General features: G+C 54.1%; 25 protein-coding genes. 18 read left to right on the plus strand and 7 right to left on the minus strand.

Going from position 1 to position 26,937, the window contains the following annotated elements:
- Window positions 1–82: 82 nt before the first annotated feature.
- Together PZBJ_RS15935 and PZBJ_RS15940 are read left to right on the plus strand one after the other, a co-directional pair.
- Window positions 83–1,207, plus strand: coding sequence for an AI-2E family transporter (locus PZBJ_RS15935; RefSeq protein ID WP_101763272.1), 1,125 nt, complete (start codon window positions 83–85; stop codon window positions 1,205–1,207).
- A 111-nt stretch (window positions 1,208–1,318) separates the two neighbouring features.
- The gene (locus tag PZBJ_RS15940) at window positions 1,319–1,999 is read left to right on the plus strand and encodes an HAD family hydrolase (RefSeq protein ID WP_101763273.1); all 681 of its coding nucleotides are present in this window, start codon (window positions 1,319–1,321) and stop codon (window positions 1,997–1,999) included.
- A gap of 18 nt (window positions 2,000–2,017) precedes the next feature.
- Here the strand turns inward: PZBJ_RS15940 and PZBJ_RS15945 are convergent, their stop codons facing one another.
- The 7 genes from PZBJ_RS15945 to PZBJ_RS15975 all read right to left on the minus strand — a co-directional run bounded on the left by PZBJ_RS15945 (window position 2,018) and on the right by PZBJ_RS15975 (window position 7,903).
- Complete coding sequence (locus PZBJ_RS15945; protein WP_101763274.1) at window positions 2,018–3,259, minus strand: vWA domain-containing protein; 1,242 nt, start codon at window positions 3,257–3,259, stop codon at window positions 2,018–2,020.
- An 82-nt stretch (window positions 3,260–3,341) separates the two neighbouring features.
- Window positions 3,342–3,917: a TerD family protein gene (locus PZBJ_RS15950; protein WP_101763275.1), complete on the minus strand. Its 576-nt coding sequence runs from the start codon at window positions 3,915–3,917 to the stop codon at window positions 3,342–3,344.
- Window positions 3,918–3,974: 57 nt separating this feature from the next.
- Window positions 3,975–4,553, minus strand: a complete 579-nt coding sequence (locus PZBJ_RS15955; RefSeq protein WP_008103744.1) for a TerD family protein — start codon at window positions 4,551–4,553, stop codon at window positions 3,975–3,977.
- Between the two features lie 50 nt (window positions 4,554–4,603).
- Window positions 4,604–5,641, minus strand: coding sequence for a TerC/Alx family metal homeostasis membrane protein (locus tag PZBJ_RS15960; RefSeq protein ID WP_008103746.1), 1,038 nt, complete (start codon window positions 5,639–5,641; stop codon window positions 4,604–4,606).
- Window positions 5,642–5,664: 23 nt separating this feature from the next.
- Window positions 5,665–6,120, minus strand: a complete 456-nt coding sequence (locus PZBJ_RS15965) for a tellurite resistance TerB family protein (RefSeq protein WP_101763276.1) — start codon at window positions 6,118–6,120, stop codon at window positions 5,665–5,667.
- Window positions 6,121–6,140: 20 nt separating this feature from the next.
- Window positions 6,141–7,319, minus strand: a complete 1,179-nt coding sequence (locus PZBJ_RS15970) for a TerD family protein (RefSeq protein ID WP_101763277.1) — start codon at window positions 7,317–7,319, stop codon at window positions 6,141–6,143.
- Complete coding sequence (locus tag PZBJ_RS15975) at window positions 7,319–7,903, minus strand: TerD family protein (RefSeq protein WP_101763278.1); 585 nt, start codon at window positions 7,901–7,903, stop codon at window positions 7,319–7,321. The genes PZBJ_RS15970 and PZBJ_RS15975 overlap by 1 nt, the downstream gene beginning before the upstream one ends.
- Window positions 7,904–8,223: 320 nt before the next feature.
- Here PZBJ_RS15975 and PZBJ_RS15980 point away from each other — a divergent pair, with 320 nt between their 5' ends.
- The 16 genes from PZBJ_RS15980 to tssJ all read left to right on the plus strand — a co-directional run bounded on the left by PZBJ_RS15980 (window position 8,224) and on the right by tssJ (window position 26,914).
- Window positions 8,224–9,282: an ATP-grasp domain-containing protein gene (locus tag PZBJ_RS15980; protein ID WP_101763279.1), complete on the plus strand. Its 1,059-nt coding sequence runs from the start codon at window positions 8,224–8,226 to the stop codon at window positions 9,280–9,282.
- A 10-nt stretch (window positions 9,283–9,292) separates the two neighbouring features.
- Window positions 9,293–10,420: a phosphoribosyltransferase domain-containing protein gene (locus PZBJ_RS15985; protein ID WP_101763280.1), complete on the plus strand. Its 1,128-nt coding sequence runs from the start codon at window positions 9,293–9,295 to the stop codon at window positions 10,418–10,420.
- The gene (locus PZBJ_RS15990; RefSeq protein WP_101763319.1) at window positions 10,413–11,198 is read left to right on the plus strand and encodes an HAD family hydrolase; all 786 of its coding nucleotides are present in this window, start codon (window positions 10,413–10,415) and stop codon (window positions 11,196–11,198) included. The genes PZBJ_RS15985 and PZBJ_RS15990 overlap by 8 nt, the downstream gene beginning before the upstream one ends.
- Window positions 11,188–12,267: a cysteine protease StiP family protein gene (locus tag PZBJ_RS15995; RefSeq protein WP_101763281.1), complete on the plus strand. Its 1,080-nt coding sequence runs from the start codon at window positions 11,188–11,190 to the stop codon at window positions 12,265–12,267. Before PZBJ_RS15990 ends, PZBJ_RS15995 begins: the two co-directional genes overlap by 11 nt.
- Window positions 12,267–13,211: an HpcH/HpaI aldolase/citrate lyase family protein gene (locus PZBJ_RS16000; RefSeq protein ID WP_101763282.1), complete on the plus strand. Its 945-nt coding sequence runs from the start codon at window positions 12,267–12,269 to the stop codon at window positions 13,209–13,211. The genes PZBJ_RS15995 and PZBJ_RS16000 overlap by 1 nt, the downstream gene beginning before the upstream one ends.
- A 175-nt stretch (window positions 13,212–13,386) precedes the next feature.
- Complete coding sequence (locus tag PZBJ_RS16005) at window positions 13,387–13,869, plus strand: tellurium resistance protein TerW (RefSeq protein WP_101763283.1); 483 nt, start codon at window positions 13,387–13,389, stop codon at window positions 13,867–13,869.
- Between the two features lie 556 nt (window positions 13,870–14,425).
- The gene (tssL, locus tag PZBJ_RS16010; RefSeq protein ID WP_101763284.1) at window positions 14,426–15,082 is read left to right on the plus strand and encodes a type VI secretion system protein TssL, short form; all 657 of its coding nucleotides are present in this window, start codon (window positions 14,426–14,428) and stop codon (window positions 15,080–15,082) included.
- A gap of 36 nt (window positions 15,083–15,118) precedes the next feature.
- A complete protein-coding gene (locus PZBJ_RS16015) occupies window positions 15,119–17,503 on the plus strand; it encodes a type VI secretion system Vgr family protein (RefSeq protein ID WP_101763285.1) in 2,385 nt (794 codons plus the stop codon).
- Between the two features lie 2 nt (window positions 17,504–17,505).
- Window positions 17,506–18,252: a toxin Tle1 chaperone Tla1 gene (locus PZBJ_RS16020; RefSeq protein ID WP_101763286.1), complete on the plus strand. Its 747-nt coding sequence runs from the start codon at window positions 17,506–17,508 to the stop codon at window positions 18,250–18,252.
- Window positions 18,249–18,761, plus strand: coding sequence for a Tli1a family immunity protein (locus tag PZBJ_RS16025; RefSeq protein ID WP_101763287.1), 513 nt, complete (start codon window positions 18,249–18,251; stop codon window positions 18,759–18,761). Before PZBJ_RS16020 ends, PZBJ_RS16025 begins: the two co-directional genes overlap by 4 nt.
- Complete coding sequence (locus tag PZBJ_RS16030; protein ID WP_101763288.1) at window positions 18,749–19,294, plus strand: Tli1a family immunity protein; 546 nt, start codon at window positions 18,749–18,751, stop codon at window positions 19,292–19,294. The genes PZBJ_RS16025 and PZBJ_RS16030 overlap by 13 nt, the downstream gene beginning before the upstream one ends.
- The gene (locus PZBJ_RS16035) at window positions 19,282–21,687 is read left to right on the plus strand and encodes a T6SS phospholipase effector Tle1-like catalytic domain-containing protein (RefSeq protein ID WP_101763289.1); all 2,406 of its coding nucleotides are present in this window, start codon (window positions 19,282–19,284) and stop codon (window positions 21,685–21,687) included. Before PZBJ_RS16030 ends, PZBJ_RS16035 begins: the two co-directional genes overlap by 13 nt.
- Window positions 21,684–21,947 carry a PAAR domain-containing protein gene (locus PZBJ_RS16040; RefSeq protein ID WP_101763290.1) on the plus strand — a complete coding sequence of 88 codons (264 nt, stop codon included), beginning with the start codon at window positions 21,684–21,686 and terminating at the stop codon, window positions 21,945–21,947. The genes PZBJ_RS16035 and PZBJ_RS16040 overlap by 4 nt, the downstream gene beginning before the upstream one ends.
- The gene (locus PZBJ_RS16045) at window positions 21,944–23,080 is read left to right on the plus strand and encodes a KPHS_23130 family T6SS system protein (RefSeq protein WP_101763291.1); all 1,137 of its coding nucleotides are present in this window, start codon (window positions 21,944–21,946) and stop codon (window positions 23,078–23,080) included. Before PZBJ_RS16040 ends, PZBJ_RS16045 begins: the two co-directional genes overlap by 4 nt.
- A complete protein-coding gene (locus PZBJ_RS16050; protein WP_101763292.1) occupies window positions 23,061–26,396 on the plus strand; it encodes an ImcF-related family protein in 3,336 nt (1,111 codons plus the stop codon). The genes PZBJ_RS16045 and PZBJ_RS16050 overlap by 20 nt, the downstream gene beginning before the upstream one ends.
- Window positions 26,393–26,914: a type VI secretion system lipoprotein TssJ gene (tssJ, locus tag PZBJ_RS16055; protein WP_101763293.1), complete on the plus strand. Its 522-nt coding sequence runs from the start codon at window positions 26,393–26,395 to the stop codon at window positions 26,912–26,914. The genes PZBJ_RS16050 and tssJ overlap by 4 nt, the downstream gene beginning before the upstream one ends.
- Window positions 26,915–26,937: the final 23 nt, after the last annotated feature.

A 26,937-nucleotide genomic window follows, 5' to 3' on the forward strand; every position in this document is an offset into this window, starting at 1 on the left:
CGAACCATCGATCCTAAAAACATTACTTTCCCCGTTAAGCGTTCTATAGTTCATTCGCCCTATCTACTGACGAGACTATGTAATGCGTATTAAAGGACTTAATTTAGGCTTCTTTATCGTTATTTTGGCGATCGTCACCTTCGCCTTTTTTGATGTGCTGACACCCTATTTTTCTGCCATTTTCTGGGCCGCGATTCTGGCGGTGATCTTCCATCCACTGAAGTCGCTGCTGCGCCGTAAAATGGGCGATCGCAATGGTCTGGCTTCGTTCGCTACGTTGCTGATTATCTGCCTGATGGTGTTCACGCCGCTGGCGCTGATCACCTCTTCAATGGTGGTTGAAGTTAACACCGTCTATACCAAGCTGCAGAACAACTCCGCGCAGTTCCCTGCGGTGTTTGCCGATCTGCTGCAGCATCTGCCTTCCTGGGCACGCAACTACCTCGCCGATAACAACCTGAACAACGCGCAGGAGATTCAGCAGAAGCTCTCTGGCTTTGCGCTGAAAGGCGGCCAATACATGGCGGGCAGCGTGTTCCTGATCGGTAAAGGGACCTTCACCTTTACCGTTGGCTTTGGCGTGATGCTCTATCTGCTGTTCTTCCTGTTGAAAGATGGCGCCTGGCTGGTGAATTTAATTCTGGAAGCGCTGCCGCTTTCAACCTACGTGAAACATCACCTGCTGATGAAGTTCGCAGCGGTATCGCGCGCCACGGTCAAAGGCACGGTGGTGGTTGCGGTGGTACAAGGTGTGCTGGGCGGCATCGCCTTCTGGATCACCGGCATTGATGGCAGCTTGCTGTGGGGCACCTTGATGGCGTTCCTGTCACTGATTCCGGCGGTCGGTTCCGCCATTGTCTGGGTACCAGCAACCATCTTCTTTTTCGCCACCAGCGCCATCTGGAAAGCGCTGTTCCTGATTGGCTTCTTCGTGGTGGTGGTTGGACTGGTGGATAATATTCTGCGTCCGCTGCTGGTCGGTAAAGACACCAAAATGCCGGACTATCTGATCCTGATCTCCACGCTGGGCGGCATGGAAGTGTACGGCATCAACGGCTTTGTCATTGGTCCGCTGATCGCCGCGCTGTTTATTGCCTGCTGGAATCTGCTTTCTGGTCGCGATAACCGTGAGAACTCTGAAGAGATTGACGAAGAGTTTATCGAAGAGGGTAAAACCCGCGAGGAAGAGGGCAAAATCCGCGAGTAAGCGTTTCAAACGGCTACCGTTTATCGGTAGCCGCATTCACGCATGAGAATATCGGCCAGCCATTTGCTATCATCGTGGCATTGATTACGGCTTGCGACAAAAGAGAACAACATGTCCATGGAATCCTCCTTAGCGCGTGAAAATCAGGTTCTGTCAGTCTTCGATTTTGACGGCACGCTGACCATTCACGACAGCTTCATCCCCTTTCTGCGTTTCAGCTTTGGCAAGCGCGCGTTCGCACGCAAAATTGCCAAACTGGCATTCCCTACGCTGCGCTGCATGCGGAAAAAGCTAACGCGTGATGAGTTAAAAGAAGTGTTGATTCACACCTTTTTAACCGGCGTTGAGGAGCAATGGATTCGCCAGCAGGCGCAACTTTTCTGCGCGGCAAACTGGAATAAGCTAATGCGCCCAGCCGGGCTGTTAGCGGTTGCCGCCGAAGTGAACTCCAGCGCCGAAGTGACCATCTGTTCCGCCTCGCCGGCGATGGTATTAGAACCGTTCGCCGAGCGTCTGGGCATCAATCTGATCGGTACCCAATTAGAAGTCGTTGACGGCATTCTTACTGGTAAAATTACCGGCCATAACTGCCGCTGCGGGCAAAAGGTCAAGCGACTGGAAAGCGTTTACGGCCCGCTGCATAACTATCACCTGCGCGCCTGGGGCGATACGCGCGGTGATTTTGAGTTACTGGCCGCCGCGCAGGATCCACACTGGCGTCATTTCCATCCAACGTGGAAAAAACGCCGCGTGCCAATGGAAAAACTGCGCATGCTGCGTCTGGATCCTTAGGCGCACAATTCGGGCTGATCAATAAATCCGGTCAGCCTTTGCTGCATCCAGCCACGGCTTAAACTCCTCCAGCAGCAAATCGTATAACCGGTCTTCCGCCAGGCTGGCAAAGTTGTCGATGGCGAAGAAATGGGTGTTGTCGATGCGGCGATCGTTGAAGTTATCCAAATCCTGCAAAATGCCATAATTACTGCCGCCGAGGCCGACAAATTTCCAGAAGATGGGATAGTTAGCCGAGCGGCGAATCGCCTCTTTGATGGCGCGGGTTTTGCTGATGCCGCCGTCGGTAATGAAAACCACGTACACTGGCAGATCGCTGTGCCTAAAGGTATCAATCAGCTCTTCCATGACCGGCGGTTCATTATTAGTGCCGCCCAGTCCTGGTAAAATCTCCCACGCCGATGTCTTGCCGCCACGCTGGATGGTGGCGATGTAGCCATCAAGATTATCCAGGGTTACATCGGGATATTTCGCGTGCTGCTGACCGAAGCCCCAGACATCCATCGAACCGTCATCATCAAACTGCGCCGCCAGCACCGCAATGCGATCTAATACGGCCTGCACGTTGCCCTTACTAAACTGCCCTTTCATCGAACCCGAGGCGTCCAGTACAAATGCCACCTTCGCTTTCACCGTTTGTAGCTGGTATTTGCTCAGGCTAACGCTGGCGTTTTTCGCCAGGCTCACTAATCGTGGCGCTTTCTGTTGCAGCTTTTTCTCCAGGCTCACCACCGTTGGCGCGGCTGGCTGAGGATCGGGCTGGGCGATATCCACGCCATAATGACGCGCCAGTGGTTCGAGCCCGCCGTTGAATCCCTGCCCCAGAGCGCGCAGCTTCCAGCCGCCATTGTGACGATAAACTTCGGCCAGAATCAGCGCCTTCTCCCCGCGCCCGTGCGTTTCCGGGCTGAATTGGGCAATATCTTCAGCGGTTAAGCTCAGGCTGTTGAGCGCATTGATCGCCTCGTCGCCGTCAATCACTAAGGCGACGGCGATTTTACTGACGCTGGCGGCAATCTTCATCAGATCCAGATTAATGGTGCAGCCTTGCGGCGTGCTCTGCATGACCACACTGCGATTGGCGGTTGTGGGCTGATTGAAGAAGATGAAATCGGCATCGCCACTCACTTTGCCAGCGGCATCGAGCAGGAAAACACTGGTATCCACATCGCCGCGCAACGTGGATGAAGCAGCATAGTGCAGGCGCAACGTCAGTTCGGTGGTGTTCAGCGGCAGGTTCTGGCCCGGTTGTAACATCATAGTTTTAACCTCCTGTTAAGGATGCGTCCTTTGGATAATAAAAAGCCCCGGACCAGCCGGGGCTTTGATAAAATGCTTTGAATCAGACGCTCACGCCGTGCTGGGAAGCCAGCGCTGACAGGCCGCCTGCGAAGCCCTGACCAACGGCTTTGAATTTCCACTCGGCACCATTGCGATACAGCTCACCGAACACCATCGCGGTTTCGGTAGACGCATCTTCAGACAGGTCAAAACGGGCGATTTCAGCACCGCTGTCATTATTGAAGATACGCATGAAGCTGTTGCTCACCATGCCGAAGTTCTGCTTACGCGCTTCGGCATCATAAATGGTCACCGCGAAGACCAGCTTCTTCACCTCAGCCGGTACTTTAGACAGGGTAATTTTAACCTGCTCGTCATCGCCATCGCCGGCACCGGTGCGGTTATCGCCCTGATGCTCAACGGAACCACAAGCGCTCTGCTTGTTGTTGAAGAAGATGAAGCTGGCATCGCTCAGCACTTTACCGTCGTCACCGACCATAAATACTGACGCGTCGAGGTCGAAATCCTGACCATCTGTTACACGTGCATCCCAACCCAGACCCGCCATGGCAACATTCATGGTGGGTGCTTCTTTAGTCAGGGAAACGTTACCGCCTTTTACCAGAGAAACTGCCATTTTAAAGCTCCTGCTTTTAATTGGATGATGCGGGCAGCGCGAAGCTGCCCGTGATAATTAAGACGCGTTGATACCGTACTGAGCACATACCGAAGCGAGGCCGCCGGCATAACCCTGGCCTACCGCGCGGAATTTCCACTCGGCGCCGTTACGGTACAGCTCACCAAACAGCATCGCGGTTTCAGTTGAGGCATCTTCGGTCAAATCGTAACGCGCCACTTCACTGCGATCGTCATCGTTCACCAGGCGGATAAACGCGCCGGAAACCTGGCCAAAGCTCTGACGACGGGTCTGCGCATCGTGGATGGTGACCACAAACACAATCTTGTCGACGTCAGCCGGGATCAAATCCAGTTTGATTTTCAGCGATTCATCATCGCCATCGCCTGCACCAGTACGGTTGTCACCGGTGTGAGAAACGGAACCGTCGGAAGAGACCAGATTGTTGTAGAAAATAAAGTCAGCATCGCCGCGGACTTTGCCGCTGGCGGACAGCAAGAACGCTGACGCATCAAGGTCAAAGTCCTGACCATCGGTGGAACGTGCATCCCAGCCAAGGCCAACGAGGACGTTTTTCATGGTTGGTGCCGCTTTGCTCAGCGAAACGTTACCGCCTTTAGAAAGAGAAACGCTCATTGTAATTACCTCTTGGTTAATGATTTTTCAGACTCATTGCTGGCAGAAGATCAGCTCTCTTCTTTTTCCTCGGGCTTACCGGGGAACATCACGCTGAGTACGATACCGACCGCTAACACGCCGAGTACCACAAACAAGCTGGCGCTAGCAGAGATGCTGTAGCCGTGATGCCAGATATGATCGGTAGCATTCAGACCCAGTTTCACCGCGATGAAGAACAGCAGCACGATGACGGCTTTCTCGAGGTGAACCAGATACTGCTTCAATGCTTCAAGTACGAAGTACAGTGTACGCAAGCCGAGGATGGCGAACATCATGGCGCTATAAACGATCAGCGGTTCACGGCTTACTGCGATAATCGCCGGCACGGAGTCAAAGGCGAACATCACGTCAGAGAGTTCAACCACCGCCACACACAGCATCAACGGCGTGGCATACAGTGCCGCTTTCTTGCCGCGACCAATCGCTACGTCTTTGTTTTCTGGCTTCTGCAGCTCTTCATCAACTTCCTTCTGATTCAGCAGGAAGGCGTTACCGCGCATTTTTGGCCAGATTGGGAAGAAGCGCTTCACCATGCGATAAGCAAGGTGCTGCGAGTAATCTTCGATCTCGTCGCTGTCATCGCCGCTTTTCAGCATCATTACCGCCGTCCACGCGACGATCAGCGCAAACACGATTTCGACATACGGACCAAGGCTCAGCAAGCCGGTACCGATCGCCACGAAGATGCCACGGAAAACGATGGCACCGATGATGCCCCAGTAAAGCACGCGGTGACGATAGCGGTCCGGAACGGCAAACCACGAGAAGATCGCCATCATCACGAACAGGTTATCGACGGAGAGTACTTTCTCCAGCGCATAACCGGTCACGAACAGGCTGGCAACTTCAGCGCCGTGATGGATATAGAGGAAGCCGGCGAAACCCATCGCCACCGCCACCCAGAACACTGACCACAGCGCCGCGCTTTTCAGCGAAATCGGCTTGTCGCCGCGGTGCATGAACAGGTCGATAAAAATAGCGCCCACCGACAGCGCGATGAAAACCGCGACTGTTTCAGTTGGGAAGCCAATGTGCGTAGACACCATGATGAACCCTTAAAAGATAAAAATTACAGACCAAATATTGCTGGATCAAAGCCCAAAGCGACGGCGATTTCGCGCACCGCTTTCTGCTCGTCAGCATCAAAATCACCATCACTCTTACCGACAGCAATACCTACGCGGATCGCCAACTGTGCGGCTTCCGGCTGATCTTTCAACGCCATGATGTACTTCATGGTTTCGCCCTTGCCGATTTCCAGATCGAAATCAAAGCTGCTCACCAGTTTGTTGAAGAACTCAATCACTTCATTGGTATCAAAGACTTTCAACTCTTCGGAGGCGCGCAGAAAACCGATCATCTTCTGCTTCTCTTCCGCGCTCACGCCGCCGTCTGCCACCGCAATGCGTGCGCACACCGCGACGGTGCCTTGCATAAATTTCTTGTTCTTAAAGCGGCTAACCTGTTTGGTTAATTCATCGCGGCCGGAATTAAATGCCCCTTTGACCTTGTTGAAAAAGCTCATAGTGAATCCTCTGTCTGTTATTATTTGGAGCCAGCTCGCCAGTTGAATCCCCAACCGAAAGCTTTGTCCATATCGGAATGCCCGTTAAAGAACTGATTGATACGCTCGACGCGGATACTGCCGTTCTCATTGACCAGGCGAGCAATCGCACACATGTTGCGGCGGTTCTCCCCTTCAGTCATACGCGTTTCAATCGGAGGCTGGTCTGGAATGTGCAGCGTGACTACGCCATCCGTTTTGTCCCAGCTCGCCGCACCTTGATAGATGAAGGCGAAAATTAATACCTCGCGAATCTGACTCCATTCGCGACCGTTGATGTGCAGCCATTCGCCGTCGGTCACTTCGCCGGTGCGATCGTCGCCCTGCAAGTGTACGAAAGGTTTGGCATGCATGGCGCCAAAATTGCCGCCCAGCGCCTGGATCACACCGCGCGAGCCGTCTTGCAGCTCAACGAAGGCGCCGAGATCGAGATCCACGCCTTTGTTGCCGCCGAACAATCCGCGCAACCCGCCGCCACTGCTGGTTTCACGGTGCCAGTTCAGATTGATGCGGATCTCACCGAAGTTATCGCGCTTGGTCAGGCTGATGGCTGGCTTCTCTTTGGTAAGAGACACTTTGCTCAGATTGATTTTTGCCGGCGCGGGTGTCGGTGCTGGAGCCGGTGCCGTCTGCGGTGCAGGCGCAGGCGTTGGGGCAGGCGCGGGTTCAGCCACATCCACACCAAAATGTTCCGCCAGCGGCTTTAAGCCGCCGTTGAAACCCTGCGCAATAAAGCGGAATTTCCACTCATTATTACGGCGGTAAAGTTCGCCGAGGATCAACGCTGCTTCCTGACGTCCTACCAGCTCCACGCTGCCATTCAGCAACACTTCACCGCTCTGCTCCACCTGAATCGCCAGACGTTGCAAACCCGACACGTTGCGGCCGCCGTCACAGGTAACGGTAAAGGCCACTTTCTGCACCTCAGGACGCAGGCGGGTGAGATCGACAGAGAAGGCGGAGTTGTGCCCTTCGCTTTTCAGGCTGATGGTGCGGTCATCGTTATCCGGCTGACCGTAGAACACCATATCGGCATCGCCATTGACTTTGCCGCTGGCGAACAGACGAAAGGCCGAAGCATCAACGGCGGCGCCAGCGAGCACGCGCACCGTCAGCAGATTAGCGGGAACGGGAGCATTGCTCCCCGGCGTCATATTCATTAGCGCACCACTGCGGCAACGATGTCGTTTTGCATCGCGTCAATGGTACGGCCGGCACTCGCGCGGCCATGCGCCGTGAAGTCCCACAGTCCGCCGTTGCGGTGCAGCGAAGCAATCACGATGCCGGTATGGCTGCCTTGCTCAGTCAGCTCATAGCGCGCCAGCTCTTTGCCGTTTTGATCCACCACGCGGCAGAAGGCATTTTCCACTTCATTGAAGGTTTGACCCTGGAAGCTGTTCACGGTGAACGCCAGATACTCAACGTTAGCTGGCAGACGTGACAACTCAACGATGATCACTTCATCGTCGCCATCGCCTTCGCCAGTACGATTATCACCGCTGTGTTTCACCGCACCACATTTGGAGGTTAATGCGCGGAACCAGATGGTATCAATGGCATGACCGGATTGATCCAATAATACGCAGCTGGCATCCAGATCGATGGAATCGCTGCCACCACCAAAAAGCTTGCCCATGAAGCCTTTCTTTTTAATGGGATCCCAGCCTAAGCCGAAATGTAATTTATTCAGCGAAGCGGTTTGTTTGCTGAGTGAAACCGTCTGATTCTTGCTTAATGAAACCATGTCATAATTCCTTCAAACAGGTTTGAAAAGGGTTTTATATTTGCAACAAATTCCATGAGGGCAAAATCATAACATGAGGATATTCATGTTCAGCATTAATTTTCACAGCAATTTTATGAAATACAATAAATCCTTGCAGAAGAACAACTTAAAAGAATCCAGCCCGAACCAGCAACGCACTAAACATGACAATTCTTTACATTAAAATTCATAAGGTTACGTTAGGGTAAAAAATCATATTATGATTGACTCATTTCAAAGTGAGAAATAAACTCGCAAACCATAACCCAGCCACCAGCCTCTTGCGGAAATAATTAGAAATGTCTCACAAAATTTGGCTAATGGAAGGTTTATCCTCCCAGCGCGATATAATTAATGGCATAACATCTGCAGCAAAAAAACATAACTACAACGTGTCGATTTATGCATCACATCGCCAATCGCGTAATGAAATACTTTCTCTGGCGGATCATGCATTAATTGAACCCGGTGATGTTAATCAGCGCCTCAAATTTATTCTTTCTACCGTAGAAAAATATGCCATTCAGGCGATCCATACCGGTCGACATGCTCATTGGTTTGAAGCCCATCGCGCCGCTATCGAAGCCAGCGGTGCGCGCTTAACCACTGGCGCACGCGATGTTGCGATGCTGGATCTGGCCGATGACAAAGTCGCGTTTGCCCACCATATGAAAAGCCTGAATTTGCCGGTGGTGCCTTCACTGCGCGTGGATTCGCCCGTACAGTTGCGTGAGCTGATCGCCGGTAAACCCTTTGGCGATCTGCCGCTGTGCGTAAAGCCGGTTACCGGTATTTATGGCATGGGATTCTGGCAGTTTGATGAAAGCGTCTCGCCGATGGCGCCGTTTACCCATCCCGACGCACGCCGGGTGAAAGCCGAATATTACTTACAGGCGCTGGAGGCCGCCGACAGCATGGAGCCGCTGGTTCTGATGCCGTATCTGCCAGGCCCGGAATATTCGGTTGATATGCTGGCGGAAAACGGCAAGGTGCTGGCCGCCGTGGCGCGCCGCAAAGAAGGGGCGCTGCAGTATCTGGAAAACCGCGGCGAAGCCTTTGAACTGGCGCTAGCCTGTGCCGCTGCGATGGGCGCGGATGGATTGATCAACGTGCAGACGCGCAATGATACCAGCGGCAAACCGCTATTACTGGAGATCAATATGCGCCCTTCCGGCGGCATTGGTTACACCCGCTTCAGCGGCGTCAATCTTCCCGGCTTGTTTGCCCTGCGCCAGCTAGGCTTGATCAGTCAGCAGCAGGTGATCGACGACGGCCGCCGCGACTTCACGCCAGCCACCGTCCGCGCGCTGAGCGATGTGGTGGCGTACAACCCCGTCCTGTCCAACCAAGTTCAATAAGGAACAATCCATGACCACACTTTGGAGCAGGACGCTGTCATGCGGCACGCTGAGCGTCACACCTACCGGCGGCATCAGCTCCATCGACGATCTGTTCGAGATCGCCGAGCGCCGCAATCCCAAACGCGCTTTTTTGTTCGTCAGTAAAGTGCTTGGCCGCCACATTCCGGTGGCGCCGGAGAAAATGCGCGCCGTTTATCGCCAACTGGCGGAGCAGTTTCCGCCGCTTTCTGACGGCCCGGTGCTGTTTATCGGCATGGCGGAAACCGCCGTTGGCCTCGGCGCAGGCGTGTTTGATGAAGTGCGCCAGCGTGTGAGCGAACCGGTGTATCTCACCTCGACGCGCCATCCGCAGCAGGCGGATTTGCTGTGCGAGTTTAAAGAAAATCACAGCCACGCCACCGATCATCTGATCTACCTGCCCGATGATGTGCAGCTGCGTCAGCGCGTGCTCAACGCGCGCACGCTGGTGATGATTGATGACGAAGCCACCACCGGCAACACCTTTATTAACCTGCTCGAAGCGCTGCGCAACGACGGCGGCTTAACGCAGATCGAGCAGGTTATCGCCGTCACGCTCACCGACTGGAGCGGCGATGCGTTATCCGCGCGCTGTCCGGTGCCGGTGCGCAGCGTGTCGCTGGTGCAAGGCGACTGGCACTGGCAGCAGGATCCCGACGCCGCACTGCCACCGATGCCAGCGATGGTGCTTAACGACGCCGCCACCGTGCCCATCACCGGCAAACAGCGCTGGGGCCGACTCGGCATGGCAGCGCCAGCGGGCGATCTGGGTTGCGCGATTCAGGCGCAGCCGGGAGAGAGAATTCTCGTGCTCGGCAGCAGCGAATTTGTCTGGGAACCCTTCTTGCTGGCTGAACGTCTGGCGGCACAAGGCGCAGAGGTGAAATACAGCTCCACCACGCGCTCGCCAATCGCTACCGGATTTGCCATCGAATCGGCTATCGCCTTCGGTGATAACTACGGTCTCAGCATCGCCAACTTCGTTTACAACGTGGCGCATCAGCAGTTTGACCGCATTTTGCTGTGCATCGAAACGCCGGTCGACAGCCTTGATCCGCTACTAACCACGGCACTGAGCAAGGTTGCGCCACAGGTGGAGGTGATCAGCTATGAATAAACCGGTGATTTTTTCCGACCTTGACGACACGCTTTTTCAGACGCGCCGCAAAATGGTGGACGAGCTGGATCTTGAGCCGTTCCGTACTGGCGCGCTCGATCTCAGCCTGCAGCCGCGCAGCTTTATGACTGAAGAGCAGTCGATGCTGGTTGACTGGATGATCGAGCAGGCCGATTTGATCCCGGTCACCGCGCGCGGCACCGAAGAGATCGCCCGCGTGCAGATCCCCTTTCGTTCGTGGGCGGTGACCACGCACGGCGCGGTGATCCTCAACCCGCAAGGTGAGGAAGATGCCGAATGGCGCGCGCAGATGCTGGAAAAACTGACGCCGTACGGCCCGGCGCTGCTCTCGATGCAGCAGGCGATCACCGACCTGATGGCAGAGCGCGATATCAACGGCTGGGCGCGCATCAACTATGAATATGGCGTCACGCCGATCTATCTGGTGATGAAGCACCGCGACAGCACGCGCCTCGAAGAGCTTTACGCCATCGCCGATGAAATCGAGCAACGCTTCCCCACCGCCGGCTATTACATCCATCGCAACAGCAACAACGTCGCCTGGCTGCCGAACGTGGTGGAAAAAGGCTTAGCCGTCAGCTACCTGCTGGAAAAGCTGCGTAACGAGCGCGGCGTTTTCCCGGTGATTGGCCTTGGCGACAGCCTCAGCGATCACCGCTTTATGAAGCTGTGCAGCTGGTACGGCATTCCGCGTCAGAGCCAGTTTGCCGAACGCATCAACCAGGCCATATTCGGAGAACAAACAGATGGTGAATAACTTGCCTTTCTCTGGATCGTACCAAGCCGGCGACGTCGAATTTCTGCTGAAGCCGGTTGAAATCGACATGACGCCGGTGGAGCAAAAAGAGCAGCTGATCCAATCTGGCGCGCGCCACTATTCCGAGATGTTGAGTCAGGAACCGGAACCGACGCGCTGGCACCTTGAGCTGTTTTCCCGCGCGCTTGACGCCGGTGCCGGACGCCTGGCGCAAGAAGTCACCATGCTGGCGCGGACGCTGGCACACCAGTTTGGCGACACGCCGATTGTGCTAGCAAGCCTGGTGCGCGCGGGCGTGCCGCTCGGCGTGATGCTGCAACAGGCGCTGCGCGCGATGGGCCACGAATCTTACCATTACGGCATTAGCATCATCCGCGATCGCGGTATTGATCAGGCCGCGCTGGAGATCATCGAAGCGCGCCACGGCACCGCAGGCATTGTGTTCGTCGATGGCTGGACCGGCAAAGGCGCCATCACCGGCGAGCTGATCCGCAGCCTCGAACATCGTCCCGGCTATCCGGCACAGCCGCGCTTGGTGGTGCTGGCCGATCCGTGCGGTCGGGCGTGGCTTTCGGCCAGCGATGATGACTGGCTGATCCCGTTTGGCATTATGGGCGCGCCGGTTTCAGGGTTGATCTCGCGATCATTGTGGTCTGAAGCGGGCTTGCACGGCTGCGTACAATGCGACCATCTGGCGCAATACGATTGCAGCCAGCAGCTGGTGAACACCGTGGCGGAATATGCGCGATCGCTGGATGTCAGCGCCCTGCCCGCGTGCCAGCAGGATCCACAACATCAGCAGCAGCTGGTGGCGCAAAGTGAAGCGGTGATCGCCATGCTGGCGGCGCGTTATCAGGTGAACAGCATCAACCGCATTAAGCCGGGCATCGCCGAAGCCACGCGCGCCGTGCTACGTCGCGTGCCGGATCAGGTGCTGGTCCGTTCGGTGGACGATCCCGACGTGGCGCTGCTGGTCTATCTTGCCCAACAAAAAGGGCTGACCATCACAGAAGCGGGAGCCGATCTTGGGCAATACCGCGCCGTGACGATAATCAAAAAGGTGCTGTGATGAACGGCCGTCTCTCTCCATGGCGATTGGGCGCAACGCTGTATATGCCGGCGGTGCGCAGCGATATCGTCGATGCCATTCTGCACAATAAAATTAGCGGGTTGCGCTCGCTGGTGATCTGCCTGGAAGATGCGGTCAGTGATGCGGATCTGCCGCAGGCGCTGCACAATCTCCAGCAAATCTTAAATGTGTTGAACGCCGAACAGCGCGCCAATGGCAACGCGCAGTGGCCGCTGGTGTTTATCCGTCCGCGTAACAGCGAAATGGGCGCGTGGCTGGTGGAAAACCTCAACCTCAGCGCGATAGACGGTTTTGTGCTGCCGAAATTCACCGCCGACTCCTTGCCGCTGTGGTGGCAGATTCTTGAACCGAGCCATCTGTGCATGATGCCGACGCTGGAAACCGAAGAGGTGTTCGACGTGGTGGCGATGCGCGAGCTGGCCCTCACGCTGCAAAACCATGCCTGCCGCGAGCGCGTGATCGCCCTGCGCATCGGCGGTAACGATTTGATGAATGTGCTGTCGCTGCGCCGTTCACGTCACTTCACGCTGTATGACAGCCCGATGGGTTACACCATCAAAATGCTGGTGGCGGTATTTGCATCGCGGGATTTTGCGCTGACCGCGCCGGTGTGCGAGCACATCGACGATCAGCAAATTATGGATCAGGAACTGGCGCTGGATATCGCGCACGGTTTGGTGGGCAAAACCGCCATTCACCCGAGCCAGATCGGCAAGATTCAGGAGATGTTGATGGTTTCCGCCAGCGATCAGGCGGATGCCTTCCGCATCCTCAATTCAAGCCAGGCGGTATTCAAATCGCAGGGCGCGATGTGCGAACCGGCGACGCATCGCCGCTGGGCCGCCGCCATCCTGGCGCGCGCGCAGGAATACGGCATCGCACCCGATACCCGCTCAGACGGCGCGTTGATGCTGGTAACCTGACAACCCCCGCAGGGTGGGCATTCATGCCCACCGCGTTACCACTGAACCACAAACCGGACGTAGGAATTTTCGGACCCTATTTACCTGTTATTTAAATACCCTCTGATACTGTCGAAAACCATTTGCCAGGAGGGCGATACCGACCATTGACCACTAACGCAGGCCTCAATCGACCATGCAACTCAGTACCCGACAGACACGCGTATTTATGCTCGCCTCACTGCTCAGCAGCGGCAAACCGGTTGCATCCAGCCGCATTCTCGCCTCGCTAGACTGCTCCGAACCCACGCTGACGCGCGCGCTAAAAGAGCTGCGTGAATCCTGGTCTGCGGAGATCAAATACAGCCGCCTCACCCACTGCTACCAACTTACTGAACCCGGCAAACTCGACAAGAAAAGTCTGCGCCATATTAATGAAGCGCTCAAACTGAATGCCGAACTGCAACAGAGCGAAACCGTCAGCCGGGTATTTCTGGATAAAGAGAAAAAGAAAGCGGTGTCGCTGTCGTTGCGCATGTCTGTTTTGAGGAAGATCGACCAGGTTGTGCGATTGAGTGAAACGACAAGGAGTGATGCGGTGGAGATGCTGGTTGAGAGCGGGTTGGATGAGTTGATTGAAAAGTTAATGCTTAAAAAGAACGAGTTAAAACGGCAGTAATATTTCAGCAGTGGTTTAACAACGTTGAGTGGTGGGATGTATTGCCAACGCACTTCAGCGATACCAATCTACCTCAGGCCCTTAAATTTTTGCTGGACCTTATCGACCTTGCCAATGTCCCCTAACCTGCCAAAACTGTTAACGTAATCACGTTTCATCGATCGTTATTTTCATCATTAACATTCACATCTTCACACCGCATGATTACTCACGCAGAACAGACTTCCCCTTTATTAAATTATCAAAAATCGTTCAAAATCAGAATGTAAAATAAAAAACCGCAGTTACTGAATCGCATTAGGATTGCTAGTAATGTCGAGTGAAAATCCTTGCTGAAAATTGGAATCCTGTTTCACAAACTCAAATTGTTAGTTTGATCAACTATCACTCCTTGTAATATCCTCAGGGCCGTTGGTAGGTGGAGATCGCTCTTTCAGGGCAGCGAGTCCACCTTTGCTCGGCTAAGTAAGCAGCGTGAGCAACAGCCATTTCTCGATTGAAATCGGTAATTGGATTAATGGATTAACAATGTTCAGGCGTTACCAGGAAGGTGCCCATGACGTTTTCACAACACAACATCACAGCGAATACTCTCGATGAGCTGATGCAGGATACCTGGCTATTGGCGCTCGCGATCCGTAATGGGCAATCCATCACGGTTGATGATGCACTCTACCAGCGCTGCTTCAATACGATTCAACAGGTTCAGCATCACCTCACGACAGCGGGAGCATCCGCTTCTCTCTGCGAAGAAATCAAATTTGCGCACTGCGTCTTTCTCGACGAACTGATCATGACCATTCCGCAAGCTGATATCTCTGCCTGGTGGAAACGCACACCTTTGCAGGGGCACTTTCTCGGGCACCTCATTGGTGGTGAGCAATTCTTTGACCGCGTCAAAAATCTGCTTCGTGAACCTGCAACAGCTCAAGCCGCCATTAGCTGCTACTATAGAATGTTGCATTTGGGTTATGCCGGAAAATACCGAACGGAAGACGATGAGGAGCGCCAGTTGCTGATGCAGCAGCTAAAAGCGCTATTGCCAAAGCAGATTGGATCTGCCGACTCAGCAATAATTATCCAGCGCTCGAAACACAAAACATCGTTCTGGCAACGTTCTCCGTGGCTTATTCGCAGCAGTGTGCTGGTTGCCATTATTCTCGCCACTTTCATCATGAACGGTCATCTGCAATATCTGTTAGTCAAAGGGTAGGCTTCAGGCAAACAAATTTCAGGAAGGAATCTGTAAATGGGCAAGAGGGATTTTGTGATTACGGCTGGCAAGACGCCAATATACAGCCACTATCAACTGAGCATCCAGACGCTGAAAAATCAGCGTCCCGATATTCTTTTGTCAGTGCTGCGTTTTAGCGGTGAAGAGGCATTAAATTCGCCGTGGAAGTACAGTATTGAACTCACCAGTGCTACACGCGATATTCCCGCCGATATTCTGATTAACAGCACGGCCCAGTTATTGTTTTACCCTGACGGCCAACCCTGGCAGTCAGTGGAACCCCGCATTTTGCGCGGTGTAGTTACCGCTTTCCAGCAGTGCGAATCCTCTGCTGACCAAACACGTTATGTGGTCACGCTGGAATCGCGCCTTGCGCTGCTAAAAAACAGCCTGACCTATGCCGTTTACCAGCATAAAAGTGTACCGGGTGCGGTAGAGGATATCCTTAAACGCTGGGAATACTCCTCGCTGGATTATCACTTTCGCCTGAATACTCAATATCCGATTCGCGATTTCTATATCTCATATGCGGAGAGCGATCTCGCCTTTATAGAGCGTCATCTGTCGCGCATTGGTGTCTTTTATTACTTCACCTGGGATGAAGAAAACCACCGAGATGTGCTGGTACTGGGTGACAGCGCGCAGGCCTATGGTGCTGAGCAAAGCATCGTCTTTCGCCATCCGTCAGGGTTATTTGATGGCGGCCTGGAATCTCTCTGGGATATTTCCGTTAATCGCCAATCCGTTGCCGCCAGCACACGACTCAATGATGAGTATTACCGCAACGCGCAAAATGACATGCTGGCGCAAGCGGAAACCGATCCTGATAAGCCTGCGCTTACGGGAGAGCTGTATCGCTATGGTGAAAACTATCAGTTGCTCGGCAAGGAGTACCAGGCTCTACCGGAACAGGGACAGTGGTTTGTCAGACGTCGCCAGGAACGCCTGATCACCGAGCAGGTCACTTTCGACGGTATGAGCAACGGCATGGATATCCGTCCGGGCATGGTGATCTCGCCACAAGGTAAAGAGTGGCCAGACGCGCCGGATGGCCTGCTGGTAGTGTCTACCTCATCAACCCGTATTTCGCGCGATACCGCCTATGTTATCCGCTTTACCGCTGTGCCCGTTCGGCCGCAAAGCACTTATCGTCCACCGTTGAAAAGCTGGCCGCACATTGCAGGCACGCTGCTGGCTCGCGTCACCAGCCCGGTAGAAAATGCGCAATATGCAGAACTTGATGAACATGGCCGCTATCGGGTGCGTTTTCAGTTCGATCTAAACGAATCCTGGCAGTCTGGTTTTGAAAGTGTACCGGTGCGGCTGGCGAAGCCCTATGCAGGCAATGTCTACGGCTGGCATTTTCCACTGATAGCTGGAACGCAGGTGATGATTGCCTTCACCAACGGCGATCCTGACAGACCTTACATTCTCTGCGCGGTGCATGATTCTCGCCATGAAGATCATGTCAATCTCTATAACTATCAACGCAATGTGCTGAGGACGCCGGCGAACAACAAACTCCGCTTTGAGGATCGCCGTGGATATGAACATGTCAAACTGTCGACGGAATTTGGCGGTAAGAGCCAACTTTCACTCGGACATATCGTCGACAGTTCACGTAGCAAGCGCGGCGAAGGGTTTGAGCTGCGCACAGACAGCACCGGTACGCTGCGAGCCGGCAAGGGCCTTTTCCTGACGGCTGATAAGCAGGCCACGGCAACCGGACCGGTACTGGAAATGACACCGGCAATAAGCCTGGTCAAAGGTGCGATCAGCCAGATGAGCGGCTGGCAGTCGATCACTCAGTCGCACCATAATCTCCAGCCTGATGTCACGCATCTCAGGGCTTATCTGGCCGCTGTCGACCAGCTCAAATCCCCTGCCATGTTGCTGAGTGCGCCAGAAGGCATTGGCGTTGTCAGCCCCAAAAGCATTCTGCTCAACTCAGGCAGCACTCTGCATCTGCAAAGCCAGATGGAAACCAGCATTGCCAGTGGCAAACGCATTCAGGTCAACGCCAGCCAGGCGATTTCCCTGCTGTCGCAGCAGGAAGGGATTCGCATGGTGTCGGGCCAGGGTCCGCTGACGGTGGAATCGCACGGCGATACCCTCGGACTGACGGCGATGAAAGATATCAGCGTGCAGACCGTTCATGGTGAACTGCGCCTGACCGCGAAAAACGGCATTGTGCTGGGATGTGGCGGCGCAACCATCAGGATTACGCCGCAGGGTGATATCCAAATTCATTCGCCGGGTAAAACCAGCATCCGTGGCGTTCATGTCTGGAATTCTCCTGCCAGCGAAGAAACAACGCTGCCTGATCTGCCTAAATCCGTGTGCAAAGAGTGCCTGAAAAAAGCACAGGAAGCCGCGCTGGCTTTCGCGCCAAGGGGATAGCGATGACGGACATGAATAATGGATGGTTGAAACAGGCTAACGCGCTTTGCACTGCTGCCGGACAGGATTATCTCGATGTGCTGGTTGATCAGGCTGGCACAGCACAGCCGCTGCAACAGGCGCTGAACCAGATTAACCCGCCGTTACGCTGGTTCGAGCTGTTTGCGAACACGCCTGAAGCGGCAACGCCAGAGTATTCACCGCTGGTGATGCGATTGCATTTTAGCATCAGCAGCCACCAGCGCTGGCTTGAACAGCTGGTGGAACACTTCTCCACGACACCGCGATTGACGTTGCTGATATCGCCACTGGCATTCGACCTGCTGAGTAGCCATTTGCAGGCACTGTCACAGGTTCACTGGGAAGAGCAAACCGGTTTACTGCGCTATTACGACAATCGCGTATTTCCCTCGCTACTTGAGCACGTCCTGACGCCAGAGCAGCAGGCGGCTTTCACCGATATTGCGCTGTTCTGGGGCTGGCGAGATCGTGATGACGAGGTGGTGTGGAAAATAGGTACCTGGAACCCGGGTCGACAACTTGCTGATGCCCCGGAAATGAGCCGAATTAGCGATGCGCAGGTTGAACTGATGGGATGTATTAGTGATGCCGAGGCGCTGATGTTGAAAACCAGCGAACCATGTTTCTCAAAAGAAGCGAAATATGCACGATGCCTGCAGATAGCAATGCTGGCAAGTCAGGCTGGGTATCTGGGTGATCTATTAGCATTCACGGAGCATCGACAATGAGTCATACAACCAAGCTGTTAAAAACATTTTTTTTCAGCTGCGTGGTTATTTTAGCTGGCTGTGATCAATCGGGAGCCAGTGGGTCCAGCGCCGGAAATATCAGAGGATACAATCATGTCGCCAGCCAACACGTTAATTGGTTCACCGTTGATGGCTATCGCGCAACATTATCTGGCAATACCTGTTGTGTGATGATCCCCGATAAATGGCGGCCAGGATTAACGGTTCATATTGAGTGGGAAATCGATCCCAATCCTCGTGAAAAAATCCCCATGAGAAAAGAGGGAGCCGGATATGACCAAAAGGCATACGCTCAGCATAAAGCGAAATATATTAAGTACAGCGCTGATGTGCCTATTCCTGAATATGAGAACAGTGCAGGAATGAGTGTGCATTTTCTGCCCTGCCAGAAGGTGAAAGTTTACGCCGGTATCGCCAGCTATGGTGCGGATACTTACCCAATTAAAGAACCAACGAATATGGAGGAGCCAGCAACATGTCCCAAATAAAATTATTACACGTTGCGTTGCGTTGGCTCCGTCTTCATACACAGTTCGCGGCGCTCAGCAGCCTACTTATCCTGGCTGGATGCGATCAATCAGGAGCTAATGAATATAGCGGTGGGAACTTAGGGGCAATTAACCATGTTGCCGGACAAAGTATTAATTGGTTCTCCGTTGATGGTTATCGCGTGCCTGGCACTGGTGGAGGATATTGTTGTGTCATGATCCCAGATAAATGGCGGCCAGGATTAGTGGTTCATATTGAGTGGGAAATTGATCCTAATCCTCATGAAAAAATTCCCATGAGAAAAGAGGGGGCCGGATATGACCAAAATGCTTACGCTCTGCATAAAGCGAAATATCGTCAGTACAGCGCTGATGTGCCTATTCCTGAATATGATGAAAGTGCAGGCATCACCGTGCATTTTCTACCCTGCCAGCAGGTGAAGGTTTACGCCGGTATCGCTAGCTACGGTGCGGATACTTACCCGATTAAAGAACCAACGGATATGAAGGAGCCAGCAACATGTCCCAAATAAAAACCAGAGCAAATGTCTGGGCTCCACCGTATTTTCCGGAAAACGGACGTCTTTCGGTTACCCATAAAGCGGTCGTCGAAAACTACTTGCAGCAAAAGCGAGAGGAAGAGCTGCATCTGCAACAATTTAATGCGCAAACTGAGCGACGTAACGGCGCGGGTTTTACTTGCTCGCAAAGCCTCCATGTCAGTTTCTTTTTTGATGGAACGGGTAATAACGAAGATAACGACACCAATCATTCCAGTCCAACGCATCCAACAAATATTGCAAAGTTGTTTCATGCAACCTATCCAGCCACTGCTGAAGATGATGGTTATTTCTCCTATTACATGCCCGGTGTTGGGACTGTTTTCCCAGAGATTGGTGAAATGAACTACAGCAGCGCTGGTCTTGCCTATGCCACTGGGGGTGAAGCAAGAATAAACTGGGCTTTACTAATGTTGGCTGATGCAGTTATGTGCGCTATTACAAAAGGACAGAAACGAATTTTCGCTTCTGAAGCAGGAAGCAAAATCTCACGAATGGCAGCCGACTGGCCGTTTGATAACCCTGAAAGCCGTAAAGCTGCATTCTATTCATTTTTGAATACAGAAATGAAGGCGAAGGTTGCTACCGCCAAACCTCAGTTGCTTAAGATAAAACTGTTTATCTATGGTTTTTCTCGTGGTGCGGCAGAGGCACGTACTTTCGTGAACTGGCTAACAGGTCTATTTGAAATCCCAAAAGGTGCAAATAAACCGGAACAATCAATACTCGGCATCCCTTTGAGCATTGAGTTCTTAGGTCTGCTGGATACTGTGCCATCCGTGGGGATTGCCCATATTGCACCTCTGGTCGATGGGCATATGGGATGGGCCAACAATACGCAGTTGCTGCCTAATGAAAAACGCTTTCCTCATTTAATTAAATGCTGTCGCCATTTTGTTGCGGCCCATGAGCAGCGCCTGTGCTTTCCGCTCGACTCGGTATGCCGCCCAGGCGGTGGCTATCCGCCAGCCACTCAGGAGGTCATCTACCCCGGTATGCATTCGGATATCGGCGGCGGCTATCCGCCGGGCGACCAGGGAAAAGGGCTGGTGGGCGGACAGAGTGATGACCCCAACTACCCGGGAAATCTGTTGTCGCAGATTATTCTGCATGATCTCTATGCTGCTGCATTTGCAGCAGGTGCACCTCTGACGGTGATGGAAAACTCAATACCTGACGAATTACGTTTAATGAAACCGTCAAGGGTAATGCCCTCTTCCACCTTCCAGGAATTCGATATAAATAAATCCCTGGTCAAGCGCTTCAATGCATGGCGACAAACCATCCTGTCTGAAAAAGATCAGACCAGCCTCGACCAGCAATGCACTATTGATGATGGTTATATCCCACATCTTCTTTCGCAATCACTGGACGACGCCGTTGCCGATCAAATCGGGCTGATCACCGCATGGCGTATTGGTCGCTATGCTAACGGCAGCTATGCCAGCCAACCTTTTTATCTCAATGCTAAACAGCATTCGAAAGAAATGCTGGAACAGACTAAAAAGGCGCGAGAGGAAAAGGCGCAAAAGATTGAATACTTACGCAAAGCGGCAAAATTGAACCCTGCGCTTAAAGACGCTGGAAAGATGCTAAATCAGGCGGGCCCGCCTGATTTTGAACCACTGATAGATAAACAACAACTTCAGGAAGCCGCAGATGAATTTAAAAATGACTACCTGAATAAGATAAGGCCGCAAAGCTGGAGTGAATTTGTTCTTAACCAAATCCCCAAAGGCATTGTATGGCTGATTAACACTGATGATGAGATTACGCAGCAGCGGAATATAAAGCAGGATGGTGAAAGGCTTTATCCGCGTCTTTTCTCCTCAAAACAGGGCACTGTAACACCCGATCCAACGATGGCGCTGGTGGTCGCACTGTTTGACGATCAGATTCACGATTCGCGCGCCTGGTTTATGCACTCTGCGCTGGGCACACGTGAACCCTGGGGCGGCTATTTTTTCTATCGCTCGATCTATTACGGCAGCCAAAGCAATAAAGATCAGTATTTGTTTTCAATTCACCAACAGTTGATAGGCGTTCCTGTTACTCACGATGGAACATCCTATCGCGTTAAAAATAATGCGCTCTACTATCCATCCAGCAGCATAAGCAACGCTGAAATGCAGAATATCTTCCCGGGCACGAAGGTAGATAAGCCCGTTCCATTCTGGACGGTTATTGACAATGCAACTGGCAAAGCTATTCCACTTCAGGACGGTACAGCACAGTTACTGAATCCCACTCGCGAGCCGGGCACATTAGTCGCCCATGCAAGCCAGCAAATGCTCACATCACAGCACCAGGCCATGATGACCTCTGCCGTCGATATGCTGAAATCCTCGGGAGCGCGAGTGGTATGACACTTAAAAAACTGGTGCGCGTTGGCGATAAGCTCAAACCTTATGGTGGTGAAGTGCTCAGCGGCAGTTTTAACGCGTTTGGCAAGCCGGTGGCCTGCGTCAATGACAAAGCGAAATGCAACGAGCACGGCATGACCGCCATTATTCAGGGAGCAACCAACAGCACCGTAAACGGTAAAGCGGTGGCGCTCGATGGGCATAAATGCGCCTGTGGTTGCACGCTGGTCAGCTCCCTGCCCGATATGGATGTCTGCGGATGAATCAACCGCCGGTTTATGCCGATTACGCCACCATTTACCCGCCCCGCTGGCGGCGCTGGTGGGTGGCGTTGCCCGTGCTGCTGTTTATATCTGCGATGACCACCATTCTGCTGTGGCCGGAGGGAAAGCCGACCCGTTCGCCGCTTTTCTGGTTCTGCGCGCTGGTCTTGCCGCTGCTGTGCTGGTTGCTGGCGGTGACGCTGCGCTGGCTGGTATGGCTGCAATCTAGCGATAACAGCCGCACGCACTATGCAGAAACCTCGCTGGCACTGGATGCCTGGTGGCGAAAGCGCAGCCAGGCTTTGCCGATTGAAGCCGTTTTATTGGTGACGCCAGCTGGAGACGACGCGTCGGAACATCTGGCGCTGTTGTCGCAACCAGTTGACGCTCCACAACCGGGCATCAACGCAGAAGGTTACGCTCAGTTGCTTTGCCCACTGGTGCTTAACAGCGCCCGCAGTCGTCCTGTCATGCTGGCGGTTTATCTCGCCAATCGCCTGATGGCGCATGTGCGTCAGTTAGGTGATACACGCTCAATAACGCATCTCTGTTGGCTGGGTGATGACCCAAGTCTGCTCGCCTTTCGCGAAACGCTACTGGCAGCGGGCATGACGTTGCCAGAGGAAACCCTTCGACTCAGTGCAATTGATGGCGCAGATAGCGTTATCGATCTCTTCGCCACTACTGCTCCGGTTTTGCTGCTGTGTGCCGGAAGCGGCGAAGGATTGGCTGATTGCACCCCGGTTGCCGGGGAAGCCGCCTTTGCCTGGCTCTGCTCGGCGCAGGGGACTGCGCTGATGCATCGCTCGGAGTGCTGGCAACCGGCGTTGGGTGAAACGGCCACTCTGGCCGTTTCACAGCTTTCCCGTTATGCCGGATTAAGTGATATGCCGGATACGGTGATCGCAGCAGATGCCCCCGCCATGGAAGCATTGCTGGAGGGCGGCTGGTCCGCGCTGGATCACGTACTTGCCCCATGGCTCGGCCATGCCGGGCAAATCACACCGTTTACTTTACGGTCGCTGGCGCTGCTCTCGGCGTTCAACGGCCAGTCCTGCGGCTGGATCGCCGCAGAAATGGAATCTCAATACATTACAGGAGTTTGTATTCCCCGTGGAAACCTCCCGCACTAATTCCCGGCACTCGCTGTTCTGGCTGGTTTGTGGCTATTTGCTAGCCGTAACCCTGCTGGTGCTGACTGGCGCAGAGCTCTATTACTTCGCAGGCAGCAGCGTTGATCTGCCGGAGGCTCTGCCGCGCCAGATTGCTTTCTGGTCATTGATGGTCTGGCTGGCGCTGGTGTGGTTCTGTCCACTGTTTATTCTCGCCTGGCGCGGACTGGTACGACTCAACGCGCGTGAAGCAACAGGCGCAACTGATTCGCAGAAACAGCGCCCTGCAGAATATCAGTGGGTGCATGAGATCATTACCCAGATGCGCTACCAGTATCGGTGGCGCTGGCGCAGCCGGGTACGCATTCTACTGGTGGTCGGGGATGAGCATCTGGTTGAACGGAGTATTCCCGGCCTGACAACTCAACACTGGCTTGAGGGGCATCATACCTTGCTGCTCTGGCACGGCAGTCCACAGGAAGATCCGCTACCCGCGCAGCTGCGGGCGTTACGCAAAATTCGCCGCCAGCTGGCCGATGCGGTGGTGTGGGTAGTGAACGCAGAAGCGGAAATGAACCAGGATGTGCTGGATAGCACGGCTCGCCAGATGCAGAAGCGCTACAACCTGTTGGGCCAGGATATCCCGCTGTGGCTGTGGGAGATTCACGCCCCCTCTCTGCATAACGCCCCCGCGCAGGGGATCGGATTTACCATTGCGCAAGGTGATAGTGCGGACGATTACCGTCAGTCACTGGATGATCTTCAGCACCAGTTGGTTGAGCGCGGCATGCAGCAAATTGAGCGTAATCGCCAGCACAGTTTTTTACTGGAACTGGCGCACGTGCTGCGCAGCGGTGGCGCGGATCGCCTGACACGAACTTTGTCGCAGCTCTCCACAGGCGCAAGAGCGCTGCCGCTAGCGGGAGTCGTGCTCAGCCAGCCGGAGATTACCGGAAGCGCTTCATTGCGAAATGCCTGGCAGCCGGGAGAAGCCTGGCGGGATTTACTGGCGCTACGCTGGCGCAGGCCGCTGACTAACGGTGCCTCATGGCGGAAAACGGTGCTGACGCTCTGCTCCTGCCTGCTGGTGATGTGGATGGCCTGCCTGGTGTTTTCCTGGATTGCCAATATGCGTCTTATACAGGCAGATCAGCTGCTTGCCGCCGCTGCAACAGATTCCCGTCAGCCGCTGCAGCAGCAACTTTCAGCCTTGCGCGAGTTGCAGAGAGAGATCGAGCGTCTGCAGCATCGTCAGCAATATGGTGCGCCCTGGTATATGCGTTTTGGCCTCAGCCAGAATGACGCACTGTTGGATTCGCTGTGGCAGCAATGGCAGCAGGCGGCCATGCCGCTGCTGCGTGATGCCTCCGTCAAGCGCCTGACTACGCTGATGAGCGGCTGGCGTAACCTGCCGCCCGATAGCCCGCTGCGGGCCGATGAGGCCAAAAGCATGTATGACCTGCTGAAAGCGTACCTGATGCTGGCGCATCCCGAACAATCCGATCCGGCGTTTTTCAGCGCCACGGTAATGAAGGTCTGGCAACGGCGTGATGGCATTCAGGACGCCAGCTGGCGCAACAATGGTGGCGCTATGCTGGCCTTTATGATGACGAATCTGCCTACGCACCCAGAGTGGCAGTTACAACCGGATATGCGACTGGTCAGCAGTATGCGCTCAGCGCTGCTGCGTCAGATTGGTGCCAGCAATGCGGAGACCTCGCGCTATCAGCAACTTATTGAGCAGGTGTCCCGTGATTATGCTGATATGACACTCAATGAGATGGTCAGCGGCACCGACAGCAGCAGGTTGTTCAACACCGATGAAACCGTGCCCGGCGTCTTTACCCGTAAAGCGTGGGAAGAGGCAGTAGAGCCTGCGATTGAGCAAGCGGCGAAAGTGCGTCGCGATGAAATTGACTGGGTGCTGAGTGATAACAAAACGGCCAGCAATATTGATGTCTCTGCGGATACGTTGCAAGCGCGGCTGACAGATCGCTATTTCTCCGATTACGCCGGAGCCTGGCTGAAATTTCTCAATAGCCTGCAATGGCAGCGGGCGGAGAGCCTGTCAGAATCGATTGAACAGTTAACCCTGCTGGCCGACATACGCCAGTCACCTCTGATTGCACTGATGAACACGCTGAATGTGCAGGGCCGGACGGGGCAAACTGGCGGTAATCTTACCGATTCGCTGGTGAGCTCTGCAAAGAATTTGCTCAGCAGTGACAAAACCCAGGCCATCGCCAGACCACAAGGTGCACGTGGCCCAATGGATGACGCCTTTGGACCCTTGCTGGCGCTAACCGATACCGGCGCAGCGGCTAAAGATAGCCTCAGCCTGCCAACCTTCCTGACGCGTATCACCCGTGTTCGGCTGCGGCTGCAGCAGGTCACCAACGCGCCGGATCCACAGGCCATGATGCAGTCGTTAGCATTGACGGTGTTTCAGGGCAAAGCCGTTGATCTGACTGACACCCGCGATTACGGCAGTCTGATTGCTGCCAGCCTCGGACAGGAGTGGAGCGGGTTTGGTCAGGCGATATTTGTCGAGCCGATGGTGCAGGCGTGGGAGCAAGTGCTCAGCCCCACCGCTGAAAGCATTAACAGTCAATGGCAGAACGATATTGTAACGCCATGGGATCAATCGTTTGCCGACCGCTATCCGTTTGCTAAACGACAAAGCGACGTCTCCTTACCGCATTTAGCGCAGTTTATGCGTACCGACACCGGACGTATCGCGCAGTTCGTTAACAGTCGCCTCGCTGGCCTGCTACGGCTTGAAGGGGATCGCTGGGTGCCGGATGCCATGAACAGCCAGGGACTGACGTTTGATCCTGCTTTTCTGAATGCGCTGAATAAACTGACGCACATCGCGAACACCGCATTTGTCCGGGGAGATGTGGAACTGCATTTTCAGATGATGGCAAAACCTTCCCGCGACGTGGTGGAATCAGAGCTGACGGTGGATCGCCAGAAGCTGCAATATTTTAACCAGGAAGAGAGTTGGCAAACGCTGAACTGGCCTGACAACCGCTGGCAACCGCAAACCACGCTAACCTGGCGCAGCACCCATACCGGAACCCGCATTTATGCCGATCACCCTGGAAGCTGGGGCCTGATCCGCCTGCTGGATAAAGCCCGCATCACCAATCTGGGGAACAACATCTATCGTGTTGCCTGGCCGACGCCAGACGGGCTGACACTCAACTATCAGATACGTACGGAGCTCGGCAGTGGCCCGCTGGCGCTACTCGAATTGCGCGGCTTCCGCATGCCTGCGCGGATATTTATTTCCGCTACGCAAAATGAAGATGCGTATCAGGGAGGTGAACAATGAAAGTTCGCTTCGCTCATGTGTTGCTGATTTTGCTGTCGCCAACGTTGCTGAGCAGTTGTGGAGCGTGGCAAAAAACCAAACAGGGAACAGCAAGCATTGCCGATGCCGTGTTTTATCGTCAGGTCAATATCCTGCACCTGACCTTCACTGCGCGTACGGCGATCAATCAGGACGACGCCCAGCAGTCGATGCCTTTACGCCTGAATATTTTACAGCTCAGCACGCGTCAACGTTTCGATAACGCTGAATACAGCAGCCTGCTGACACAGCCAGATTGGGTGCTGAAAGAGAGCCTGGTGGCGCAGCGGCAGCTTAACATCATGCCGGGACAAAGCGTCAGCCTGGATATGCCAATGAAGAAGCAGGCGCAGTTTGTCGCAGTCGTGGGCTTGTTCCGCCAACCGGACCGGGAGCGTGGTACATGGAAACGGGTGCTGAGCCGTGAGGAGCTTGATGCGGATTCACCACGCACGATTGAAGTAAGGGATAACACCCTGAATTTGGAATTATTGAAGTAACTATTCAATTTAACGGCAGGAGC

The organism is Pantoea endophytica, from assembly GCF_002858935.1.
GTDB classification, from domain to species: Bacteria; Pseudomonadota; Gammaproteobacteria; order Enterobacterales; family Enterobacteriaceae; genus Pantoea; species Pantoea leporis.

Bases quoted from the DNA above. Each gene is read 5' to 3' on its own strand.
- PZBJ_RS15995 (WP_101763281.1), top strand. From the start codon at position 11,188: ATGGTGAATAACTTGCCTTTCTCTGGATCGTACCAAGCCGGCGACGTC.
- PZBJ_RS16025 (WP_101763287.1), top strand. From the start codon at position 18,249: ATGAGTCATACAACCAAGCTGTTAAAAACATTTTTTTTCAGCTGCGTG.
- PZBJ_RS16040 (WP_101763290.1), top strand. From the start codon at position 21,684: ATGACACTTAAAAAACTGGTGCGCGTTGGCGATAAGCTCAAACCTTAT.
- PZBJ_RS15990 (WP_101763319.1), top strand. From the start codon at position 10,413: ATGAATAAACCGGTGATTTTTTCCGACCTTGACGACACGCTTTTTCAG.
- PZBJ_RS16030 (WP_101763288.1), top strand. From the start codon at position 18,749: ATGTCCCAAATAAAATTATTACACGTTGCGTTGCGTTGGCTCCGTCTT.
- PZBJ_RS15980 (WP_101763279.1), top strand. From the start codon at position 8,224: ATGTCTCACAAAATTTGGCTAATGGAAGGTTTATCCTCCCAGCGCGAT.
- PZBJ_RS16015 (WP_101763285.1), top strand. From the start codon at position 15,119: ATGGGCAAGAGGGATTTTGTGATTACGGCTGGCAAGACGCCAATATAC.
- PZBJ_RS16045 (WP_101763291.1), top strand. From the start codon at position 21,944: ATGAATCAACCGCCGGTTTATGCCGATTACGCCACCATTTACCCGCCC.
- PZBJ_RS15975 (WP_101763278.1), bottom strand. From the start codon at position 7,903: ATGGTTTCATTAAGCAAGAATCAGACGGTTTCACTCAGCAAACAAACC.
- PZBJ_RS15955 (WP_008103744.1), bottom strand. From the start codon at position 4,553: ATGAGCGTTTCTCTTTCTAAAGGCGGTAACGTTTCGCTGAGCAAAGCG.
- PZBJ_RS15935 (WP_101763272.1), top strand. From the start codon at position 83: ATGCGTATTAAAGGACTTAATTTAGGCTTCTTTATCGTTATTTTGGCG.
- PZBJ_RS15970 (WP_101763277.1), bottom strand. From the start codon at position 7,319: ATGAATATGACGCCGGGGAGCAATGCTCCCGTTCCCGCTAATCTGCTG.
- PZBJ_RS15950 (WP_101763275.1), bottom strand. From the start codon at position 3,917: ATGGCAGTTTCTCTGGTAAAAGGCGGTAACGTTTCCCTGACTAAAGAA.
- PZBJ_RS16020 (WP_101763286.1), top strand. From the start codon at position 17,506: ATGACGGACATGAATAATGGATGGTTGAAACAGGCTAACGCGCTTTGC.
- PZBJ_RS15965 (WP_101763276.1), bottom strand. From the start codon at position 6,120: ATGAGCTTTTTCAACAAGGTCAAAGGGGCATTTAATTCCGGCCGCGAT.
- PZBJ_RS15960 (WP_008103746.1), bottom strand. From the start codon at position 5,641: ATGGTGTCTACGCACATTGGCTTCCCAACTGAAACAGTCGCGGTTTTC.
- PZBJ_RS16035 (WP_101763289.1), top strand. From the start codon at position 19,282: ATGTCCCAAATAAAAACCAGAGCAAATGTCTGGGCTCCACCGTATTTT.
- tssJ (WP_101763293.1), top strand. From the start codon at position 26,393: ATGAAAGTTCGCTTCGCTCATGTGTTGCTGATTTTGCTGTCGCCAACG.
- PZBJ_RS16005 (WP_101763283.1), top strand. From the start codon at position 13,387: ATGCAACTCAGTACCCGACAGACACGCGTATTTATGCTCGCCTCACTG.
- PZBJ_RS16000 (WP_101763282.1), top strand. From the start codon at position 12,267: ATGAACGGCCGTCTCTCTCCATGGCGATTGGGCGCAACGCTGTATATG.
- PZBJ_RS15945 (WP_101763274.1), bottom strand. From the start codon at position 3,259: ATGATGTTACAACCGGGCCAGAACCTGCCGCTGAACACCACCGAACTG.
- PZBJ_RS15940 (WP_101763273.1), top strand. From the start codon at position 1,319: ATGTCCATGGAATCCTCCTTAGCGCGTGAAAATCAGGTTCTGTCAGTC.
- tssL (WP_101763284.1), top strand. From the start codon at position 14,426: ATGACGTTTTCACAACACAACATCACAGCGAATACTCTCGATGAGCTG.
- PZBJ_RS15985 (WP_101763280.1), top strand. From the start codon at position 9,293: ATGACCACACTTTGGAGCAGGACGCTGTCATGCGGCACGCTGAGCGTC.